The 18,172-nt window shown below is 70.1% G+C and carries 20 protein-coding genes and 1 pseudogene; 12 read left to right on the top strand and 9 right to left on the bottom strand.

The window, feature by feature from the left end; translation table 11 throughout:
- Positions 1-249: helix-turn-helix domain-containing protein (locus G537_RS0129035; RefSeq protein ID WP_026873052.1), on the bottom strand; the 249-nt coding region annotated here is incomplete at its 3' end.
- 90 nt (positions 250-339) lie between these two features.
- Complete coding sequence (locus tag G537_RS0129040; protein WP_026873053.1) at positions 340-1,224, bottom strand: LysR family transcriptional regulator; 885 nt, start codon at positions 1,222-1,224, stop codon at positions 340-342.
- Positions 1,225-1,328: 104 nt separating this feature from the next.
- Between G537_RS0129040 and G537_RS0129045 the strand changes: the two genes are divergently transcribed.
- The gene (locus G537_RS0129045) at positions 1,329-2,033 is read left to right on the top strand and encodes a glutathione S-transferase family protein (RefSeq protein ID WP_026873054.1); all 705 of its coding nucleotides are present in this window, start codon (positions 1,329-1,331) and stop codon (positions 2,031-2,033) included.
- Between the two features lie 15 nt (positions 2,034-2,048).
- Here the strand turns inward: G537_RS0129045 and G537_RS0129050 are convergent, their stop codons facing one another.
- Positions 2,049-2,825 (bottom strand): dioxygenase family protein, encoded by a 777-nt coding sequence (locus G537_RS0129050; protein ID WP_026873055.1) that lies wholly within the window; start codon positions 2,823-2,825, stop codon positions 2,049-2,051.
- Positions 2,826-2,938: 113 nt separating this feature from the next.
- Between G537_RS0129050 and G537_RS44805 the strand changes: the two genes are divergently transcribed.
- Positions 2,939-3,850 (top strand): LysR family transcriptional regulator, encoded by a 912-nt coding sequence (locus G537_RS44805; protein WP_026873056.1) that lies wholly within the window; start codon positions 2,939-2,941, stop codon positions 3,848-3,850.
- Between the two features lie 38 nt (positions 3,851-3,888).
- Positions 3,889-4,257, top strand: coding sequence for a cupin domain-containing protein (locus G537_RS44810; protein WP_026873057.1), 369 nt, complete (start codon positions 3,889-3,891; stop codon positions 4,255-4,257).
- A 4-nt stretch (positions 4,258-4,261) separates the two neighbouring features.
- Here G537_RS44810 and G537_RS0129065 read toward each other — a convergent pair whose 3' ends face one another.
- Positions 4,262-5,053, bottom strand: coding sequence for a ferritin-like domain-containing protein (locus G537_RS0129065; protein ID WP_026873058.1), 792 nt, complete (start codon positions 5,051-5,053; stop codon positions 4,262-4,264).
- 322 nt (positions 5,054-5,375) lie between these two features.
- Between G537_RS0129065 and yfiR the strand changes: the two genes are divergently transcribed.
- Genes yfiR through yfiB form a run of 3 tightly spaced genes read left to right on the top strand, consistent with a single transcriptional unit; the run spans position 5,376 to position 7,685 of the window.
- On the top strand, positions 5,376-5,930 hold the full coding sequence (gene yfiR, locus G537_RS0129070) for a regulatory sequestration protein YfiR (RefSeq protein WP_051249277.1): 555 nt from the start codon (positions 5,376-5,378) through the stop codon (positions 5,928-5,930).
- Positions 5,927-7,210: a diguanylate cyclase DgcN/YfiN gene (dgcN, locus tag G537_RS40570; protein WP_051249278.1), complete on the top strand. Its 1,284-nt coding sequence runs from the start codon at positions 5,927-5,929 to the stop codon at positions 7,208-7,210. Before yfiR ends, dgcN begins: the two co-directional genes overlap by 4 nt.
- Positions 7,194-7,685, top strand: a complete 492-nt coding sequence (gene yfiB / locus G537_RS0129080; protein ID WP_169516743.1) for an outer membrane lipoprotein YfiB — start codon at positions 7,194-7,196, stop codon at positions 7,683-7,685. Before dgcN ends, yfiB begins: the two co-directional genes overlap by 17 nt.
- 25 nt (positions 7,686-7,710) lie before the next feature.
- Here yfiB and rocD read toward each other — a convergent pair whose 3' ends face one another.
- Complete coding sequence (gene rocD / locus G537_RS0129085; protein WP_026873061.1) at positions 7,711-8,922, bottom strand: ornithine--oxo-acid transaminase; 1,212 nt, start codon at positions 8,920-8,922, stop codon at positions 7,711-7,713.
- A gap of 20 nt (positions 8,923-8,942) precedes the next feature.
- On the bottom strand, positions 8,943-9,929 hold the full coding sequence (gene rocF / locus G537_RS40575; protein WP_051249279.1) for an arginase: 987 nt from the start codon (positions 9,927-9,929) through the stop codon (positions 8,943-8,945).
- Between the two features lie 124 nt (positions 9,930-10,053).
- Between rocF and G537_RS0129095 the strand changes: the two genes are divergently transcribed.
- The 6 genes and pseudogenes from G537_RS0129095 (at position 10,054) to G537_RS45500 (ending at position 12,703) form a co-directional block, all read left to right on the top strand.
- Complete coding sequence (locus tag G537_RS0129095; RefSeq protein ID WP_026873062.1) at positions 10,054-10,491, top strand: Lrp/AsnC family transcriptional regulator; 438 nt, start codon at positions 10,054-10,056, stop codon at positions 10,489-10,491.
- Positions 10,492-10,599: 108 nt separating this feature from the next.
- Positions 10,600-11,529 carry a class I fructose-bisphosphate aldolase gene (locus tag G537_RS0129100; RefSeq protein ID WP_026873063.1) on the top strand — a complete coding sequence of 310 codons (930 nt, stop codon included), beginning with the start codon at positions 10,600-10,602 and terminating at the stop codon, positions 11,527-11,529.
- A 54-nt stretch (positions 11,530-11,583) separates the two neighbouring features.
- Positions 11,584-12,045 carry a thiamine phosphate synthase gene (locus G537_RS0129105; RefSeq protein WP_051249280.1) on the top strand — a complete coding sequence of 154 codons (462 nt, stop codon included), beginning with the start codon at positions 11,584-11,586 and terminating at the stop codon, positions 12,043-12,045.
- An 82-nt stretch (positions 12,046-12,127) separates the two neighbouring features.
- A complete protein-coding gene (locus G537_RS0129110) occupies positions 12,128-12,421 on the top strand; it encodes a hypothetical protein (protein WP_026873065.1) in 294 nt (97 codons plus the stop codon).
- Positions 12,418-12,486, top strand: a pseudogene (locus G537_RS45495) (hypothetical protein); the annotation flags it as partial. The gene G537_RS0129110 and the pseudogene G537_RS45495, both read left to right, overlap by 4 nt.
- Positions 12,487-12,526: 40 nt before the next feature.
- Positions 12,527-12,703, top strand: a complete 177-nt coding sequence (locus G537_RS45500; protein WP_281171513.1) for a type II toxin-antitoxin system RelE/ParE family toxin — start codon at positions 12,527-12,529, stop codon at positions 12,701-12,703.
- Between the two features lie 307 nt (positions 12,704-13,010).
- Here the strand turns inward: G537_RS45500 and G537_RS40585 are convergent, their stop codons facing one another.
- From G537_RS40585 to G537_RS40590, 3 genes are all read right to left on the bottom strand, one after another.
- A complete protein-coding gene (locus G537_RS40585; protein ID WP_051249283.1) occupies positions 13,011-15,239 on the bottom strand; it encodes a DUF3141 domain-containing protein in 2,229 nt (742 codons plus the stop codon).
- A gap of 127 nt (positions 15,240-15,366) precedes the next feature.
- The gene (argS, locus tag G537_RS0129125; RefSeq protein WP_026873066.1) at positions 15,367-17,130 is read right to left on the bottom strand and encodes an arginine--tRNA ligase; all 1,764 of its coding nucleotides are present in this window, start codon (positions 17,128-17,130) and stop codon (positions 15,367-15,369) included.
- A gap of 32 nt (positions 17,131-17,162) precedes the next feature.
- Positions 17,163-17,978 carry a mechanosensitive ion channel family protein gene (locus G537_RS40590; RefSeq protein WP_051249281.1) on the bottom strand — a complete coding sequence of 272 codons (816 nt, stop codon included), beginning with the start codon at positions 17,976-17,978 and terminating at the stop codon, positions 17,163-17,165.
- Positions 17,979-18,172: the final 194 nt, after the last annotated feature.

An 18,172-nucleotide genomic window follows, 5' to 3' on the forward strand; every position in this document is an offset into this window, starting at 1 on the left:
CAAGGTGATGTCCGGCGTCTGCTCGATCAGCCCCAGGATCTCCTCGGCATGGGCCTCGAGCCGCTGCGAGCGATGATCACCGCCCCGCGGTCGCGGCGCCACCGCGCCGGTACGCTGCCACTGCTCAACCCACTTGATCGCCGTCGAGGCGGCAACCCCGAAGCGCTTGGCCGCAGAGCGCCGCGTCATGCCGCCGTCCACCGCCCGAACCAGCCGGTCCCGGATGTCCATCGAAAGAGGTCGCGTCATGCAAGCTGGCCTCCCTCACCAGCCTGCATCTTGAATCAGAATTCCCAGCCTTCGGGAATCCCCCACGATTCCTGAAGATCGGAAAGTGCTCTAACCGGCCTCTTTCGAGAGGAAATCGATCACGGCGCGGACGGCGGGAAGCTGTCCGCGCCGATGCGTCGTCAGCAGGGTCGTCCACACCGTGCCGGCCTCCCATTCCGGCAACACCGGCGCCAGCGTGCCCTCTTTCCGCGCCGCCGCGGTCATGGCTTCGGGCAGGCAGGCGATCCCCAGCCCGGCCGCCGCCGCCTTCAGCAGCACGACGGATTCGTCGGCCACGAAGCTCGATACCGGTGCGACCTGCTCTTCGCGTCCGTCCTGACGGCGCAGCCGCCAGGCCGTGGCCGTGGGCCCGGTCAGCAGCCCGTCATGGTCCTTCAGATCCTCCGGCTCCCGCGGCGTGCCGCGGCGCGCCAGGTAGTCCGGCGCCGCCACCAGGGTGATCCGCTCGACCTTCATCCGTCGCTGCACCAGCTCCGAATCCGGCAGCGGGGCGAAATGGCTGCGCACAGCGATGTCGAAGCCTTCCTGCACCAGGTCGACGAAGCGGTCGGTGACGTGCAACTGCAGCCGGATCTTCGGATAGGCCCGGGCCAGTTCCGGCAGACGCCCGGAAAGCTGAAACTGCGCGGTCGGCACCGAGGCGGTGATCCTGACGGTCCCGCTCGGCTCGGCCAGGCGGCGGCGCACCACGTTCTCCGCTGCTTCCGCCTCGATCAGCGCGGCCTGGGCATGATCGTAGAAGTCGCGCCCGAGTTCGGTCAGCACGAAGCTGCGCGACGTGCGGTGGATCAGCCGGGCGCCGAGCTCCGCCTCCAGCTCCGCGACGCGCTTGCTGATGGTCGATTTCGGCAGCCCCAGCCGCCGACCCGCCGCAGCGAAGCCGCCGCTGTCCACCGCCCGGACGAACAGCGTCAGGTCATTGAGGTTGAGCACGACCATCGTCCATACTTGTGGACCTTGAGTTCACATCAGCATGGCTACCGCCTCGAAGTCCACATGGGCATCTTTCGTCCTGACCAAAACACGAGGGAACCCATATGGAACCGATCCTCTTCTACGGCGTGCCGTCGGGCTGCTCCTTCGGCTCGATCGTGGCGCTGGAATGGCTCGGCGAGCCGTACCGGCTGTGCCGCATCGAGATGCCGGCGGTGGTGCAGGGCGAGGCGTATCGGCGCCTCAACCCGGTGGGCGAGACGCCGACGCTGATGACGGCGGACGGCAGGCTGATCAGCGAGAGCATGGCGATCCTGAACCATCTGAGCGCGCGCGGAATCGACAAGGGACTCGCCTTCGCCCAGGGCACGCCGGGCTTCGACCGGCTGAACCAGATGCTGGCCTTTCTCAACACCACCTTCTTCAACGCCTTCAGCCCGCTGTGGTACGCGCTGGAGCACGGCATCGAAGGCACCGATCGCGACGTGCTGCGGGCCTATGGGGCCGCCAAGGTGGCGAAGGCGCACGCCGATCTGGAGGCAATGCTCGGGGGCCGGGACTGGCTGCTGGGCGACCGGACCCTGGCCGACGCCTACTTCATCGGCATCGCCCGCTGGACCAAGTACCACGACGTGGTCGACCGGCGGGACTATCCCGGCCTGCAGCGCCTGTTCGAGCGGCTGGAGGCCGACCCGGCGGTGCGGTTCGCCCATGCGGTCGAGCGCGGCGAGCCCGCCCGCAGCACCGGGCGCTTCGTGGGTGAGATCAGCCTGGACGAGGCGCTGGGCCGGCTGAAGCTGGCGGCCTGACGGCCGCTCCTCGCCTCAGAACGCGTACGCGTCCATCGCCAGCGCCCCCATGGTGACGCTGGCGTGCAGCCGGCGGCCCGGAAGGTCGCCGGCGCCGAGAGCGATGAAGAACGGCAGGAAGTGCTCGTCCGCCGGATGGTTCCTTACCGCCTCCGGCGCCAGCCGGCGGTAGTTCAGCAAGTCCTCGGTGCGGCCTTCAGCCACGGCCGCGGCCACCCAGTCGATGAATGTCCGGGCCCAGTCGGAGACCGGCGCATCCGGGCCGCCGCGCCAGTCCAGCGCCCGCAGATTGTGGGTCAGCGAGCCGGAGGCGAGGATCATCACCCCCTCGTCCCGCAGGCCGCGCAGCGCCCGCCCCACCGCATAGTGGTGCGCCGGGTCGAGATGCGGCTGCACCGACAGCGTCGCGACCGGGATGTCGGCCGCCGGATACATCCGCCGCAGCGGCACCCAGGCGCCGTGGTCCAGGCCCCGCTTGTCGTCGATCGCGACCGGCAGGCCGGCCGCGGCGATCCGGTCGGCGGCGAGGCGTGCCAGGCCGGGCGCCCCGGAGGCCGGATAGCGGATCCGGTACAGCGGCTCGGGGAAGCCGTAGAAGTCGTGGATCGTCTCCGGCTGCTGCACCGCCCCCAGCGTCGGCACCTCCGTCTCGAAATGGGCGGAGGCGAGCAGGATCGCGTCCGGGCGCGGCAGCGACGGCCCGAGGCTGTCGAAGAACCGGCCCGTCGGCTCGTCCGACAGCGCCAGCATCGGCGAGCCGTGGGAGACGAAGAGCGCGGGCATCGTGGTCATGGCGGATCTCCAGCGCGGCTGAGGTCGGTGCCGCACCGATGATAATGGTCCCGGGTATCGACTTTGATAATCCGGCGTGACATCACGAGATTGTCGCTTCACTTTTGACAATCATGGACCGCCTCACCACGCTGGACCTGTTCGTGCGGATCGTCGACTCCGGCAGCTTCGCCGCAGGGGCGGAGCAGCTCGGCCTGTCGCGGGCGCTGGCCAGCCGGGCGATCCTGGATCTCGAGGCCCGGCTCGGCACCCGGCTCCTGAACCGCACCACCCGCCGGCTGAGCCTGACCGAGGCCGGCGCCGCCTTCTATCGCCGGGCGCAGCGCATCGCCGCCGACGTGGCCGAGGCGGAGGAGGAGGCGACGGCGCTGCACGCCCGGCCGCGCGGCCTCTTGCGGGTCAACGCGCCGATGAGCTTCGGCGTGCTGCACGTCGCGCCGGCGCTGGCCGTCTATCTCGACCGCTACCCCGAGGTCTCGGTCGACCTGACCCTGAACGACCGGGTCGTCGACCTGCTGGAGGACGGCTATGACCTCGCCATCCGCATCGGCCGCCTGGCCGATTCCTCGCTGATCGCCCGCCGTCTCGCCCCCTGCCGCATCCTGCTCTGCGCTGCCCCGTCCTACCTGGCCGCCCACGGCACCCCGGCGCACCCATCCGACCTCGCCCGCCACCGCTGCGTCGCCTATGCCTACGGCGCCAACCGCGATGAATGGGTGCTGACCGGGCCGGAGGGCGAGGTGCAGGTCCGCGTCGGCGCCCGGCTGCAGATCAACAACGGCGACGCCATCCAGGTGGCGATCCGCGAGGGCTACGGCATCGCCCGGCAGCCGGATTTCATCGCCGCCCCGGAACTCGCCGCCGGCCGGCTGGTGCAGGTCCTGCCCGAGTGGCGGCTGCCGGAGATCGGCATCCATGCCGTCTATCCACCGGCCCGCACCCTGTCGGCCAAGGTCCGCAGCTTCGTCGATTTCCTGGCCGAGCGCTTCGCCCGGCCGCCCTGGAGCCTCGACAGCCAGGGCTGAAGCCGGCAGTCTCGCAGCGTTCCGCCAGCGAGGCCCAGATGAGCAAGACCGCAGCCGATATCGTCGACTTCGCCGCCGCCCGGTCGGAGGACGCGACCTACCGACCGGACCCCGGCAAGGTGCTGACGGGCGATCCGCTGCAGACGATGCGCAACTTCTACAGCGACCCGAGCGGCCAGTTCTCGGCCGGGATCTGGGAGGGCGCCGTCGGGTCCTGGCGCGTGTCCTACACGGAGGAGGAGTTCTGCCATCTCCTCTCCGGCACGGTCGTGCTGACCGACGGTGCCGGCGCCGCCCGCCGCTTCGAGGCCGGCGCCAGCTTCGTCATCCCGGCCGGCTTCGCCGGGACCTGGGAGAACCTGTCGCCCGCCCGCAAGCTGTACGTGATCTACGAACCGAAGGGCTGACGCGCTATTCCGCCAGCGGCTCGTAGAAGGCGGCGGCGAAGCCGGCCAGGTCGCGGGCCGGCACGTTGAAGGGCCGCTTCAGCTTGGCCCGGAAGTAGCGCCGCACCAGCTCGTGATAGGTCGGGATCGGCGGCTTGCCCTGGCGGCCGCATTCCCATTCGAACCAGCGCCGGCCGGCGGCGACATGGCCGATCTCGTCGGTGTAGATCCGGTGCAGGATGCGGGCGCTGTCGGCGTCGCCGGCGCGTTCCAGCCGCTCCACCGTCTCCGGCGTCACGTCGAGGCCGCGCGCCTCCAGCACCAGCGGCACGACCGAGAGGCGGCCGAGCAGGTCCTCCGCCGTCTCCTCCGCCGCCTGCCACAGCCCGTCATGCGCCGGCAGGGCACCGTAGGAGGAACCGAGCTCGCCCAGCCGCCGCGACAGCAGGCCGTGATGCGTCGCCTCCTCGTCCGCGACCTTGACCCAGTCGTCGAAGAACTCCTCCGGCGTCTCCGCCGTGGCGAAGCGGGCGATCAGGTCCCAGGTCAGGTCGATGGCGTTCAGCTCGATATGCGCCAGGGCGTGCAGCAGCGCGATGCGGCCCGCCTCCCCGCCCAGGCGCCGCTTCGGCATGTCGCCCGGCCGCCGCAGCTCCGGCCGCGCCGGGCGGGCCGGCCGCATCGGCGGCCGGCGGCTGCCCAGGGCCGGGATCGCGCGCTGCCGCCAGGCCGCAGCGGCCCGGTGGGTCAGGTCGATCTTCCGCTGCGGCTCCGCCGCCTCCAGGACGTCGACCGCGAGATCGGTCAGGGCTTCCATGGACCTCTCTTACACCAGGATGTGCCGCCCCGGAATGCCGGCCTGTCCGGCCCAGATCGTCTCAGAATTGGCAAGGTCTTGGGATGCCCGCCCGGCTCAATGATGATATTCTCAAAAATATCTGCCAATTGTCGCCGGATTGGCGGACAAGTGCCCATTGCCGAAGCCTGAGATTGTTTCGAGATCCCGTTCTCCCGATGCCGCGCCGATTGCGTCTTTCCCGCCCGACCGCTCCAGATCGCCGGGCGCCTGCCGTCCCAGGCCGGCGTCGCGCTGTCGCGCGAGGTTGACGGGCGTCCCCATCGCGATGTCCGGCTGTCGGATGTGGCTGGCACCCCTGGCGCGGATCGCCTCGCTCGCCGCGCGGGCAGGCGCCGTGCTGCTGGCCCTTGCCGGTCCGGGCTGGGCGCAGCCCCAGGATCCGCCGCGCGACGGCGCGGCCGCGGTGCGGCAGGTGGTGATGGGCATCATCAGCTACACCCGCTGGCCGGTCGAGCCGCCGCAGCTCCGGCTCTGCGTGATCGGGCCGGCCGAGTATGCCGACGGCCTGCTGGCCGGCGCCACCCAGCCCTCCGGCCGGCCGGTCAAGGCGATCCGCCTGGCTCCCGGTGCGTCGCCCGGCGACGACTGCGACGCCGTCTATCTCGGCCGTATCGACGACGCCGAGCGGCGGCAGCTGTTCTCGCGCCTGGCCGGCCATCCGGTGCTCAGCATCAGCGAACAGGACGACAGCTGCACCGTCGGCAGCATGTTCTGCCTGCGGGTCCAGGGCACGCAGGTGTCGTTCCAGATCAACCTCGATTCCGTGGCGCGCAGCGGCGTGCGGGTGAGCCCGAAGGTGCTGCAGCTCGGCCGGCGCAAGGAGACATCGCCGTGAGCCGGCGGGGCCGGGAGTCGCGGCCGACGCTGCGCAGCGTGCTGCGGCGGGCGCATCTCGGCGTCGCCCTGCTTGCGGTGGCGCTGGCCGGGCTGACCCTGACCGTCGCCGGCTTCGCCGCCCTGCGCGCCTATGCCGGCAGCAACCTGCAGCTCATCGCCACCTCGATGAGCTACACGGTGGAAGCCGCGGTGGTGTTCAAGGACCGTGCCGCCGCCGAGGAGGCGCTGAGTCTGATCGCGTCCGCCGAGGATGACGTGGCCGAGGCCAAGGTCTACGACGCCGGCGGCACGCTGTTCGCGCAGTGGCGCCGCCCGGCCGGGCCGTCGCTGCTCGGGCTGGAGCGCCTCCTGGCCGACATGGCCTTCGCCTCCCCCATGCTGCAGCCGATCGTCCACGACAATGTGGAGATCGGACGGATCGAGCTGCACGGCAGCGCCGGCGGGCTGCTGCGGTTCCTGGCGATCGGTATGGCGGTGGTGCTCGTGTGCCTGGCCCTGAGCGCGCTGAGCGCGCTGCTGCTGTCGCGCTATCTCGTCGCCGGCATCGTCGGGCCGCTGCAGACGCTGGCGAGCGTGGCCCACCGGGTCCGCCGCGAACGGACCTTCGACCGGCGGGTGCCGCCGGCGGCGATCGCCGAGCTGAACGAGCTGGCCGACGACTTCAACGCCCTGCTCGGCGAGCTCGAAGCCTGGCAGGCGCGGCTGCAGCGCGAGAACGAATCCCTGGCCCACCAGGCGAGCCACGACAGCCTGACCGGCCTGCCGAACCGCGCAACCTTCGAAACCCGTCTCGACAGCGCGCTGCAGGAAGCCGGCGCGGCCGGCGGCCGGGTCGCGGTGCTGTTCCTCGACAGCGACAACTTCAAGCAGACCAACGACGATCTCGGCCACGCCGCCGGCGACGCGGTGCTGGCCGCCGTCGCCGCCCGGGTGCGGGGCCAGCTGCGCAGGACCGATCTGGTGGCGCGGCTGGGCGGCGACGAATTCGCGGTGCTGCTCGCGCCGGTCGGCGAGATCGCCGACGCGCTGCACATCGCGGACGACATCCTGGCCAGCCTGAAGCAGCCGATCGAGCTGCCGGCCGGCGGCACCGTCACCGCCTCGGTCAGCATCGGCATCGCCGTGTTCCCGGACCATGCCCGGGACGGGGCGATGCTGCTGCACCGGGCCGACGCCGCCATGTATCTCGCCAAACGCCTGCGACCGGGCGGCAGGGAACTCGCCGCCGGTCCGGCATCATCCGAGGAATGGGGAACCGATCTTGCATCCCGTCTCTAGACGCACCGCCATCGGGCTGGCCGTCGCCGGCCTCCTCGCCGCTTCCCTGGCCGGCTGCCAGTCCGGGCTGACGCCGGAGCAGATCGCGCTGCTGAAGCAGCAGGGATTCGAGCTGACCGACAACGGCTGGGAGTTCGGCATGTCCAGCAAGCTGCTGTTCGGCACCAACGAGGCGACGCTCGCCGCCGGCCAGCGCGAATCCATCGGCGAGTTGGCGCAGGCGCTGCTGTCGGTCGACATCCACCGGCTGCAGGTCGAGGGCCACACCGACGACTACGGCACGGCCGAGTACAACCAGCAGCTCTCCGAGCGCCGGGCCCAGGCGGTGGCCGACGCCCTGATCGCGGCCGGCATCCCGGCCCAGGACCTGCAGGTGGCCGGCATGGGCATGAGCGCGCCGGTCGAGGACAATCGCTCCGCCGCCGGCCGGCGGGAGAACCGCCGGGTGGCCATCATCGTGTCGAACCAGCAGTAGCCCGGCGATGGGCCGGGGCGGCGGCTCAGGCCGTCCCGGTCATCACCGCGGCGAACTGCTCCAGCGCCCAGTCGACCTGGTCGCGGGTGATCACCAGGGGCGGTGCGATGCGGATCGTGTCGCCATGCGTGTCCTTGGCCAGCACGCCGCGCTTCTGCAGCGCCTCGCAGTAGCGGCGGGCGCCCCCGGCCTCGGGGTGCAGCTCGACCGCCAGCATCAGGCCGCGGCCCCTCACCTCGCGGATCAGGTTGCTGCGCAGCCCGGCGAGCTGGGCCTGGAAATAGTCGCCCTGCCGCTCGGCATTCTCGATCATCCCCTCCTCGACCAGCACCTTGAGCGCGGCGCGGGCCACGGCGCAGGCCAGCGGGTTGCCGCCGAAGGTGCTGCCGTGCTGGCCGGGCTTGAGCACGCCCAGCACCTCGGAGTTCGAGAGCACGGCCGAGACCGGGTAGAAGCCGCCGGACAGCGCCTTGCCGACCAGGGTGACATCGGCCTCGATGCCCTCATGCGCCTCGGCCAGCAGCTTGCCGGTGCGGCCGAGCCCGGTCTGGATCTCGTCCAGGATCAGGGTGATGGTGTGCCGAGTGCAGAGCTCGCGCACCGTCCTGAAATAGCCCGGCGGCGGGATGATGACGCCGGCCTCGCCCTGGATCGGCTCGACCAGGAAGGCGACGGTGTTCGGGGTGATCGCGGCCTCGAAGGCGGCGGCGTCGCCGAAGGGCACGATCCTGAAGCCGGGCGCGAAGGGCCCGAAATTGCCGCGCGCGTCGGGGTCGGTCGAGAAGCCGACGATGCCGAGGGTGCGGCCGTGGAAGTTGTTCTCGCAGACGATGATCTCGGCCTGGTCGGCCGGTACGCCCTTGACCTCGTAGCCCCACTTCCGAACCGCCTTGATCGCGGATTCCACCGCCTCGGCGCCGCTGTTCATCGGCAGCACCTTGTGCGAGCCGGTGAGCGCCGCGATCTCGTCGTAGAACAGGGCCAGCTGGTCGTTGCGGAAGGCGCGCGAGGTCAGGGTCAGCTTCTGCGCCTGCTCCACCATCGCCGCCAGGATCTTCGGGTGGCAGTGGCCCTGGTTCACCGCCGAATAGGCCGACAGGCAGTCGAGATAGCGGTTGCCGTCGACATCCCAGACCCAGACGCCCTCGCCGCGCGACAGCACGACGTCGAGCGGCTTGTAGTTATGGGCGCCGAGGCGGGTTTCGGTCTCGATGAGACGGCTTGCCGTCGTGGCCATGATCCTGCTCCTGTCCCGTCTTACTGCGCGCCCGAGGCCGCGCGCTCCAGCGCCCCGGCCCGCTCGATTATCTGCCGGCCGAACAGGCTGGAGACCAGGTCGACCAGCAGCAGCGCGCTCTTGCCCCGCTCGTCGAGGAAGGGGTTCAGCTCGACCACGTCGACCGACCCGACCAGGCCGCTGTCGTACAGCATCTCCATGATCAGATGCGCCTCGCGGTAGGTGGCGCCGCCCGGCACGGTGGTGCCGACGCCCGGCGCGATGGACGGGTCGAGGAAGTCGACATCGAGGCTGACATGCAGCACGCCGTTGCGGGCGGCGACCTTGTCGATGATCCGGCGCATCAGCACCGAGACGCCGTATTCGTCGACGAGGCGCATGTCGAAGACGTCGACCCCGCGGCGGCGCAGCAGCGCCCGCTCCTCCCGGTCGATCGAGCGGGCGCCGAAGATGCAGAGGTTCTGCGGGTCCAGGCGCTCGCGCGGCTCGCTGCCGAAGACGTCGTCCAGCCCCGGCTCGCCGCACAGCAGGGCGGCCGACATGCCGTGCATGTTGCCGGACGGCGTGGTCGCCGGCGTGTTGAAATCGGTGTGCGCGTCGAGCCACAGCACGAACAGCTCACGTCCGGCCTCGCGGCAATGGCGCAGCACGCCGTTGACCGTGCCCATCGACAGGCTGTGGTCGCCGCCGAGGAAGATCGGCAGCACGCCCTGCCGCATCAGCGCATGGGCCTTGTCGCTGAGGACCCGGGCCCAGCCCGCGATCTCCGGCAGGTGGCGCATCTGCAGCGTCTCGGCGACGGCGGGCAGCGGCCGCGTCGGCGCCAGGTCGCCGAGGTCCTCGACCTCGAAGCCGAGGCCCTGCAGGCTGGGCAGCAGGCCGGCGGTGCGCAGCCCGGCCGGGCCCATGACGGCACCGCGATGCCCGGCCCCCACCTCGACCGGCGCGCCCACCAGGGCGATGCGCGAGGGCCGCTTCTGTCCGTGATCGGTCTGCGTTCCGTCCATATCCTGCCATCCCCGTCGGCGAGGTCCAAAGACGATTATCCGCCTGCCGGGAGGTGACATAAAGATGGCATCTTGGCTATTTTGCTCAGCGGATTGAGCAATCTGGAAAGGCGATCCGATCAGAATGGACGATCTCGACCACAGGCTGCTGTCGCTGCTGCGTGCCGATGCCCGGACCCCGATCGCGACCCTCGCGGCGACGCTCGGCGTCTCCCGCGCCACGGTGCGGGCGCGGATCGACCGGCTGGTCGACACCGGCGTGATCCAGGGCTTCACCATCGTGGTCAAGGCCGGCAGCCAGCCTCTCCCGATCCGCGCCATCACCATGATCGAGGTCGAGGGCCAGGCCGCCGACCGGGTGATGCAGCGGCTGCGCGGCTTCCCGGAAGTGCGGGCGCTGCATTCGACCAATGGCCGCTGGGACATCGTCGCCGAGATCGAGACGGCGACGCTGGAGGCCTTCGACCAGACGCTGCGCCGGATCCGGCAGATCGACGGGATTTCGCTGACCGAGACCAGCCTGATGCTGTCCTCGATCCGGACGCGGACCGAAGCGGCCTGATACCTCGAATTTATGACGAAACATCTTTGCGTGAGCGGCGTTGAACAAGCCGACCCACTCGGCTAGTCCTTGCAGCCGACCGACCCACCGCATCGAGGAAGACGGACGATGAGAATCAGCCCGCGCGTGCAGAAGATCCTGTCGAACTACGACAGCGAAAACCCGGCGGTGAAGGCCAAGCTCGCGCAGCTTCTGATGAACGGCCGCCTCGGCGGCACCGGCAAGATGATCATCCTGCCGGTCGACCAAGGGATCGAGCACGGCCCCGCCCGCAGCTTCGCCGTCAATCCCGGCGGCTACGATCCGTTCTACCACCACCAGCTGGCGATCGACGCCGGCCTGAACGCCTATGCCGCGCCGCTCGGCCAGCTCGAGGTCTCGAGCGGCAAGCTGTACGGCCAGATCCCGACCATCCTGAAGCTGAACCACTCGAACAGCCTGTCGCGCTTCAAGGAGGACGCCGACCAGGCGATCTTCGCCTCGGTCGAGGACGCGCTGCGGCTGGGCTGCACCGCCATCGGCTTCACCATCTATCCGGGCTCGGACCGCGGCCTGGACCAGATGGAGGAGATCGGCGAGCTGATCCGCGAGGCCAAGTCGGTCGGCCTGCCGACCGTGCTGTGGTCCTATCCCCGCGGTGGGAACATCACCAAGGAGGGCGAGACCGCGATCGACGTCGTGGCCTATGCCGCCCACCTGGCCAGCCAGCTCGGCGCCCATGTCATCAAGGTGAAGCTGCCGACCGACTTCATCGAGCAGAAGGAGGCGAAGAAGGAGTTCGACGGCGCCAAGATCGCGATCGCCACCCAGGCCGAGCGCGTCGCCGAGGTCATGCGCTCCTGCTTCAACGGCCGCCGCATCGTCGTGTTCTCCGGCGGCGCCGCCAAGGACACGGAATCGGTCCTGGCCGACGCCCGCGCCATCCGCGACGGCGGCGGCAACGGCTCGATCATCGGCCGCAACTGCTTCCGCCGGCCGCGGGAAGAGGCGCTGGAGCTGCTTGACACCCTGGTCCGCATCTTCCAGGGCAAGGAATAAGCCCTGAGCGATCACCGACTGTATCTCGCGATCCCGCCGGAGCTCGATCCGGCGGTGTTCGCGGCCGCGCTCGGCGCCGGCGACGTCGCCTGCGTCGAGATGGCGGTGCCGGCCGATCCGGCCGCGGCGAAAGCCGCGGTCGAGCGGCTGCGCGACATCGCGCAGGAGCGCAGCGTCGCCTTCCTGCTGCGCGATGACGCGACGCTGGCGGCCCGGACGCACTGCGACGGCGTGGTGGTCGGCCCCGGCGCCTACGCCGCGGCGCGCAAGACCGTCGGCGCCCAGGCGATCGTCGGCGTCGCCGTCGGCACCAGCCGGCACGAGGCGATGGAAGCCGGCGAGGCCGGCGCTGATTTCATCGGCTTCGACGCCGATGCCGAGATCGTGTCCTGGTGGACCGAGCTGATGGAGGTCCCCTGCGTCGCTGCCGTTCCTGAGGCCGATTTCCGGCGCGTGGCGGCGGAAGGCTGGACCGACCCGCAGGCGGCGGCTGCGGCGATCCGCGGCTTGGGCTGAGCTGCCGGCGGATGCCCGCTTTGCGCCTGGTAATGAGGTCGTATATACTTCCTCAGTATCTGTCGGATGCGGGATGACGAGCATGCCGAAAGAAGCCGTTTTCACGATGAAGCTCGAAACGGAGCTCCGTGACGCCTTCATGGCCGAAGCCGAGGCAACCCACCGGCCGGCCTCGCAGGTGATGCGGGAGTTGATGCGTGAGTTCGTCCAGCGCCGTCGCGAGGAGCGTGAGTACGACGAGTTCCTTCGCCGCAAGGTCGAGATTGCGCGTGCGTCGATGCGAGCCGGCCGCGGTCGGTCGAATGAAGAGGTCGAAGCCGAGTTCGCGGCCCGGCGTGCGGAACTATTGGGCGAGGCCGACGAGACCGGTTCGTGAAGGTCATCTGGACGCCGGAAGCCGAGCAGGATCGTACCCACATTCGGGATCATATAGCCGCCGACAATCGGTCGGCGGCGAGCCGGATGGACCGGCGTTTCGGGGATGCAGCGGCAAAAGCTGGCCGATTTCCCGATGCTTGGCCGCGCCGGGAAGATCCCCGGCATCCGCGAGTTGATCCCGCACGAAAACTACCGCCTCGTCTACGAAGTCCAGGGCGACACGGTCTGGGTCCTGGCGCTGGTCCACGCCGCCCGCCAATGGCCACCGACGACGGACTGATCCGACGGATGTTTGAGATCGACTCTCCGACCTCACCATCGTGCCTTCTGGCGGCGGCAAGCGTCACATCGCAAATAGAACAAAACAGAAACATTCAAGTCAAGAGGAATCACTGGGTCGAGGCGACATGAGCGGGCGGAAAGGACACTCACCCAAACCGCTTGACGCCCCCAAGCAAGGCCTCGGAACACCTAACCCGCCATTGCGAGCGCAGCGAAGCAATCCATGGCGCAGCTCGAACGGAGGCATGGATTGCTTCGTCGGCTTCGCCTCTTCGCAACGGCGGTGAGAGGGGTTCTATGCCCCCCTACTTCACCACCTTCAGCGTCCGCCCGGTGCGGCTGCGGCGCGTCGTGGCGGCGGGCTTGGCCGGCGCGGCGGCGCCGAAGGCCTCGCGCATCCGGTCGAGCCGCAGCTTGACCTCGCCCGTCACCGGACCGGCGGCGGAGACCACGGCCTCGATCACCGCGAAGGCGCGGGACCTGGCCTCGACGTCCGCAGGCAGCAGGCCCGGCAGAGTCGTCATCGCCTCCTCTGGCAGCCAGCGCAGGATCAGGTACTGCCCGCGCATCGCCTGCTTGAACTCGGCCAGCGAGCCCCAGTGGCCCGGCAGGTGGTCGGCGGTGAGCTGGCGCAGCGTGGCGAAGCCGCGCTCGTCCACCGCCCGCATCGGCCAGATCACGTAGAGGATGGCGCGCAGCACGGCGTCGCGGATGTCGCCCTCGGCGGCCTTGCCGCGCAGCGCCTCCCGCTCCTCCTCCGGCTCGCTCCGGCGCGGCGGGCGGCGCTCGGCCAAGGTCTCGTCGCCGATGCCCAACGCCGCCTGCAGCACCGGGTTGCCGTAGAGCGCGTAGAAGCTGCTCTCGATCCAGCGGTCGCGCCAGTCGCGCCAGCCGTCCAGCGCGGTCACGATCTGGCTCGACACCAGGTCCTGGAAGGCCAGGAACGGGTTGTCCGGCGCCGCCGGGCGACGGTTCGCGCGCACCTGCTCGGCCGCGAGCGCCACCGGCAGCATCGCCGGGTTGCGGTTCGAGAACAGCGAGTACTGCAGCCGCGCCGGGCTCAGCCGCCGCCCCAGCTCCGCCGCCGGCTCGCTGGCCAGCGCCTGGACCATCGGCCGGGCCATCGAGGTGTAGAGCGCCCGGTTGATCTCCGACACCCGCGCGGCGGTGGCGAAGGCCTTGTCCTCCTCGCTGGTGTTGATGCCGAGAGCGCGCAGGTCGTTGATGCTGCGTGCCTCGAACCGCACCACATGGTCGCCGCGGATCAGCCCGGCATTCGGGTCGTCGGCCGACTTCTCGACGATCACCGCCTCGTACAGGCCGGGCGCCAGCGTGTCGATCAGGTCGATGTTCTGGATGAACTCGTTGTGCTCCTTCGCCGCGACGCGGCCGGAGACGAAGATGCCGAGATGGCCGATGTCGTCGTGGATGGCGTAGATGATGGTCTGGCCGTTGGCGACGATGTCGTCGGTCGAATCGTAGAGGTCGAGGATCCAGCCCAGCGCCTGCTGCGGCGGGGTGATGTTGTCGCCCTGCGAGCAGAACACCACGATCGGCGAGGTGATGTTGCGCAGGTCGATCTTGCGGCCGCTGGAGGTTTCGAGCTGCCCCGCCGTCAGCTTGTCGCCGACGAACAGGTCCTCGGTGATGGTCTCGATCTCGTTGGCGTTGAGCTGGACATAGCCGCCCCACCACTTCTCGAAGCTGAGATAGCGCGCCACCTCGGTGTCGACCTTGCGGTACAGGTTGTACTGCTTCGACCACAGCGTGTTGGCGGGGTTCAGGCTCTCGAAGTTCTGCACCAGATGGGCGCCGTCGTAGCGGCCGTGGCCGAGGTCGCTGGCCAGCGCCGCCGGCCAGCCGCCGCCGGCGAGGCCGCCGAGATAGCGCATCGGGTTCTTGCCGCGCGGCCCGTCCCAGTAGGACAGCGGCGCGCCGGCCAGGATCATCGGCCCGACGATGTCGGGCTTGACCGCGGCCAGCATGGCCAGCGCCCAGCCGGCCTGGCAGTTGCCCATGACGCAGGGCTTGCCCTCGGACTTCGGGTGGCGCTCGGCGACGATGCGCAGGAACTCGGCCTGGGCGCGGCCGGTATCCTCCAGCGTCTGGCCGGCCACCGGCACCGGCAGGAAGCCGATGAAGTAGCAGGGATGGCCGGCGCGCAGGGCGCGGCCGATCTGGCTCTCCGGCTTCATCCCGCCGATGCCCGGGCCATGGCCGGCGCGCGGGTCGATGATGACGAAGGGCCGCTTGTTCGGGTCGACCGTCACGCCCTCGGGCGGCACGATCCGCACCAGCATGTAGTTGCAGGGCCGCTCCAGCGTGCGGCCGTCGAGGAGCAGCTCGAACTCGTAGGACAGCACATGCGGCGTCGGGTCGGCCGCATGCTCCAGATACTGGTTGCCGCGCTGGCGCATCACGTCCCAGAACAGCACCGTGCGCTGCGCCGCGTCGACCCAGTACTCGACGGCGGACGCCCAAGGCTCGGCCCAGGCGGCGCTGAGCGCCGCGCTCCGGTCGGCGGTACCCGTCATGATCACCCGTCCTCTTCCTTCGACCGCGGACGACGGTCCGCGGCGGGGCTTTCTGCCCTCATGGTAGAACAACAGGGTATGCCCCGTCGTTCCGCCTTTGGTCGGACGATACACCAGATCTGTTCGTTTACATACGGTCCGGAATTTCGATTCCGAGCAGGTCCAGCACCCGCTCCAACTGCCGCAGCGTCAGCGCCGCGAGGCCGAGCCAGGAGGCGCGCCGCGCCGCATCCGGCTCGCTCAGCACGTGGCAGGCGTTGTAGAAGCGGCTGAACTCCTGCGCCAAAGTGTAGGCGAAGTCGCACAGCTCGTTCGGCGCCCGCTTGTCGTAGGCGCCGCGGATCGCGTCCGGCAGTTGCGCCAGCTGCAGCATCAGCGCCCGGTCGGCCTCGTTCACCGCCGGCAGAATGGCGCCGGGGACGATGCCCTCGGCCTCGGCCCGGCGCAGCATCGACTTGATGCGCACCGCGGCATACTGCAGATACGGACCGGTCTTGCCCTCGAAGCGTAGCATGCGGTCGAGGTCGAAGACGTAGTTGGACACCCGGTGGTTCGACAGATCGGCGAACTTCACCGCGGCGATGCCGACCCGGCGGGCGATCTCGCGCCGCTCCTCCTCCGGATACTCCTTGGCCAGCCCCGCCTCCTCCAGCCGCTTCAGCGCGGTGTCGGTGGCGGTGCCGAGCAGGTCGTAGAGCTTCATCACGCCGCCGGCGCGGGTCTTGAACGGCTTGCCGTCCGGCCCGTTCATGGTGCCGAAGCCGAGATGCTCCATCCCCGCCTTGCCGTTCAGCCCGGCCTTGCGGGCGGCGCGGAACACCTGCTCGAAATGCAGCGCCTGGCGCTGGTCGACGACGTAGAGCATCAGGTCGGGGTCGAGCGTCCGCACCCGGTCGACGATGGTGGCGAGGTCGGTGGTGCCGTACATCACCGCGCCGTCCGACTTGACCAGGATCAGCGGCGGCATCTCGGTCTTGTCGCCCTCCTCGGCGACGCGGACGATCACGGCGCCCTCGTCGATCTCGGCCAGGCCCTTGGCCTTCAGCTCCTCGACCATCGGCTCGATCAGGTCGTGGACCGCGGCCTCGCCCTTCCACAGGTCAAAATGGACGCCGAGCGCGTCGAATTCGCGCTTCATGCCGGCGACCGAGACGTCGAAGAAATGCTGCCACAGCGCCCGGTAGCCGGGCCGGCCGGCCTGCAGCTCCGCGGTCGCCCGGCGGCTCTCCTCCATCCGCGCCGGGTCGGCCTTGGACGCCTGGGCCGCGGCCGGATACAGGACCTCCAGATCCTCCATCGTCACCGGGCTCTCCTCCGGATAGGGGCCGGTGTAGTCCGGGTCGAAATAGGGCTGCTGCGGATCCCGGCGGGCGATCTCGCTGATCACCATGCCCATCGGCGTGCCCCAGTCGCCCATATGCACGTCGCCGATCGCCTCTTCGCCGGCGAAGAGGAACAGGCGGCGCAGGCTGTCGCCGATGATCGAGGCGCGGAGATGGCCGACATGCATCGGCTTGGCGACGTTCGGCCCGCCATAATCCAGCACCACCCGGCGCCGCCGGGCCAGCGGCACGCCGAGCCGCTCGTCGCGCGCCTGGGCGTCGATATGGGCGGCGATGGCGACGTCGGTCAGCGACAGGTTGATGAAGCCGGGCCCGGCCAGCGAGACGTTGTCGAAATCCGGATTCGCCGCCAGCCGGTCGGCGACCCGCTGCGCGATCTCGCGCGGATTGGCGCGCGCCTGCTTCGCCGCGGCGAGCGCGCCGTTGCACTGGAACTGGCCGAGATCGGGCCGGTTCGAGACGGTGACGAGGCCGAATTCCGGCGGCAGCCCCTCCGCGGCGAAGGCGGCGGCGACGGTTTCGGTCAGCTTCGAGGCGAGCGAGGACATGCGGCAGGGTCTTCCGGTTTGCCCCGCGGGTTTTAGGGGGCGCTGCCGCCCGAGGCAAGGCCGCCGGCGGCGAGACGGCCCATGCTCGCATTGATCCGCTCCATCAGCGCCGCCTTGACCGCACCGACATCGGCCGTGGCCACGGGTGCCGTGACCGTCAGCTCCACCACCCCGGCGCCGGGCTTGGACAGGTCGACCAGCTTCGACACGGCGACGGTCGGCTCCGCCCCCGGCGCTAGGCGCGGATCGGCCTTCAGCGCGGCGACGATCTCGCGCGCCAGTTCCTCGCCCGCCGGCCCGGCCGGCGCCGGGAAGGTCAGCTCCATCTTCGCCAGGCCGGGATAGGTCGAGTGGTTGACGATGGCGGCGCCCCAGACCGAGCCGTTCGGCAGCAGGATCTGAACGTTGGCCGGCGTCACCAGCTCGGTCATGAACAGCGACAGCGACCGCACCGTGCCGGCCTTGCCCGCGACCTCGACCGCGTCGCCGATCTTGAACGGCCGGAAGATCAGCAGCATGACGCCGGCCGCGAGATTCGACAGCGTGCCCTGCAGCGCGAGGCCGATGGCCAGGGAGGCGGCGCCCAGCACCGCCACCAGGCTGGTGGTCTGGATGCCGAAGATCTGCAGCACGGCGATGACGACGACCGCCAGCACCAGGTAGCGCGCCAGCGACGCCAGGAAGTCGGCGATCGTCGGGTCGACATGCCGGGTGCGGGCAGCGAGGCGCAGCAGCCAGCGCTCGACGAATCGCGCCAGCCACCAACCGAGGCCGAGCAGCACGACCGCGTAGAGCACGTTCAGGCCGTAGAAGACGAACAGCGCCCACAGGCTGTCGAAGTTGATCATCGGCGGTCCGGGTGTCCTGCGGTGTCGGCGGAGACCGCCCACGGGGGCGGGCGTCATCTCGCTAACACATCGCGGCGTGGATCGATCCCGGACGAAGGCCGGCCCGTCACCCGGTGTCGGGTTCGTCCGGGTCCTCGGGGAAGATGTAGGGGTCGAGGCCGAGCGACCGGCGGAGGCGGTCGGCGGCCCGCATC

Origin of the sequence: Inquilinus limosus DSM 16000, assembly GCF_000423185.1 — a bacterium.
GTDB lineage: Bacteria > Pseudomonadota > Alphaproteobacteria > DSM-16000 > Inquilinaceae > Inquilinus > Inquilinus limosus.

Excerpts from the sequence above, each read along its gene's own strand:
- G537_RS44810 (WP_026873057.1), top strand. The coding sequence starts at position 3,889 with ATGAGCAAGACCGCAGCCGATATCGTCGACTTCGCCGCCGCCCGGTCG.
- argS (WP_026873066.1), bottom strand. The coding sequence starts at position 17,130 with ATGTCCTCGCTCGCCTCGAAGCTGACCGAAACCGTCGCCGCCGCCTTC.
- G537_RS0129065 (WP_026873058.1), bottom strand. The coding sequence starts at position 5,053 with ATGGAAGCCCTGACCGATCTCGCGGTCGACGTCCTGGAGGCGGCGGAG.
- G537_RS45500 (WP_281171513.1), top strand. The coding sequence starts at position 12,527 with ATGCAGCGGCAAAAGCTGGCCGATTTCCCGATGCTTGGCCGCGCCGGG.
- G537_RS0129045 (WP_026873054.1), top strand. The coding sequence starts at position 1,329 with ATGGAACCGATCCTCTTCTACGGCGTGCCGTCGGGCTGCTCCTTCGGC.
- rocD (WP_026873061.1), bottom strand. The coding sequence starts at position 8,922 with ATGGCCACGACGGCAAGCCGTCTCATCGAGACCGAAACCCGCCTCGGC.
- G537_RS0129050 (WP_026873055.1), bottom strand. The coding sequence starts at position 2,825 with ATGACCACGATGCCCGCGCTCTTCGTCTCCCACGGCTCGCCGATGCTG.
- G537_RS0129095 (WP_026873062.1), top strand. The coding sequence starts at position 10,054 with ATGGACGATCTCGACCACAGGCTGCTGTCGCTGCTGCGTGCCGATGCC.
- G537_RS0129110 (WP_026873065.1), top strand. The coding sequence starts at position 12,128 with ATGCCGAAAGAAGCCGTTTTCACGATGAAGCTCGAAACGGAGCTCCGT.
- G537_RS44805 (WP_026873056.1), top strand. The coding sequence starts at position 2,939 with ATGGACCGCCTCACCACGCTGGACCTGTTCGTGCGGATCGTCGACTCC.
- G537_RS0129100 (WP_026873063.1), top strand. The coding sequence starts at position 10,600 with ATGAGAATCAGCCCGCGCGTGCAGAAGATCCTGTCGAACTACGACAGC.
- rocF (WP_051249279.1), bottom strand. The coding sequence starts at position 9,929 with ATGGACGGAACGCAGACCGATCACGGACAGAAGCGGCCCTCGCGCATC.
- G537_RS40590 (WP_051249281.1), bottom strand. The coding sequence starts at position 17,978 with ATGATCAACTTCGACAGCCTGTGGGCGCTGTTCGTCTTCTACGGCCTG.
- G537_RS40585 (WP_051249283.1), bottom strand. The coding sequence starts at position 15,239 with ATGACGGGTACCGCCGACCGGAGCGCGGCGCTCAGCGCCGCCTGGGCC.
- yfiR (WP_051249277.1), top strand. The coding sequence starts at position 5,376 with ATGTGGCTGGCACCCCTGGCGCGGATCGCCTCGCTCGCCGCGCGGGCA.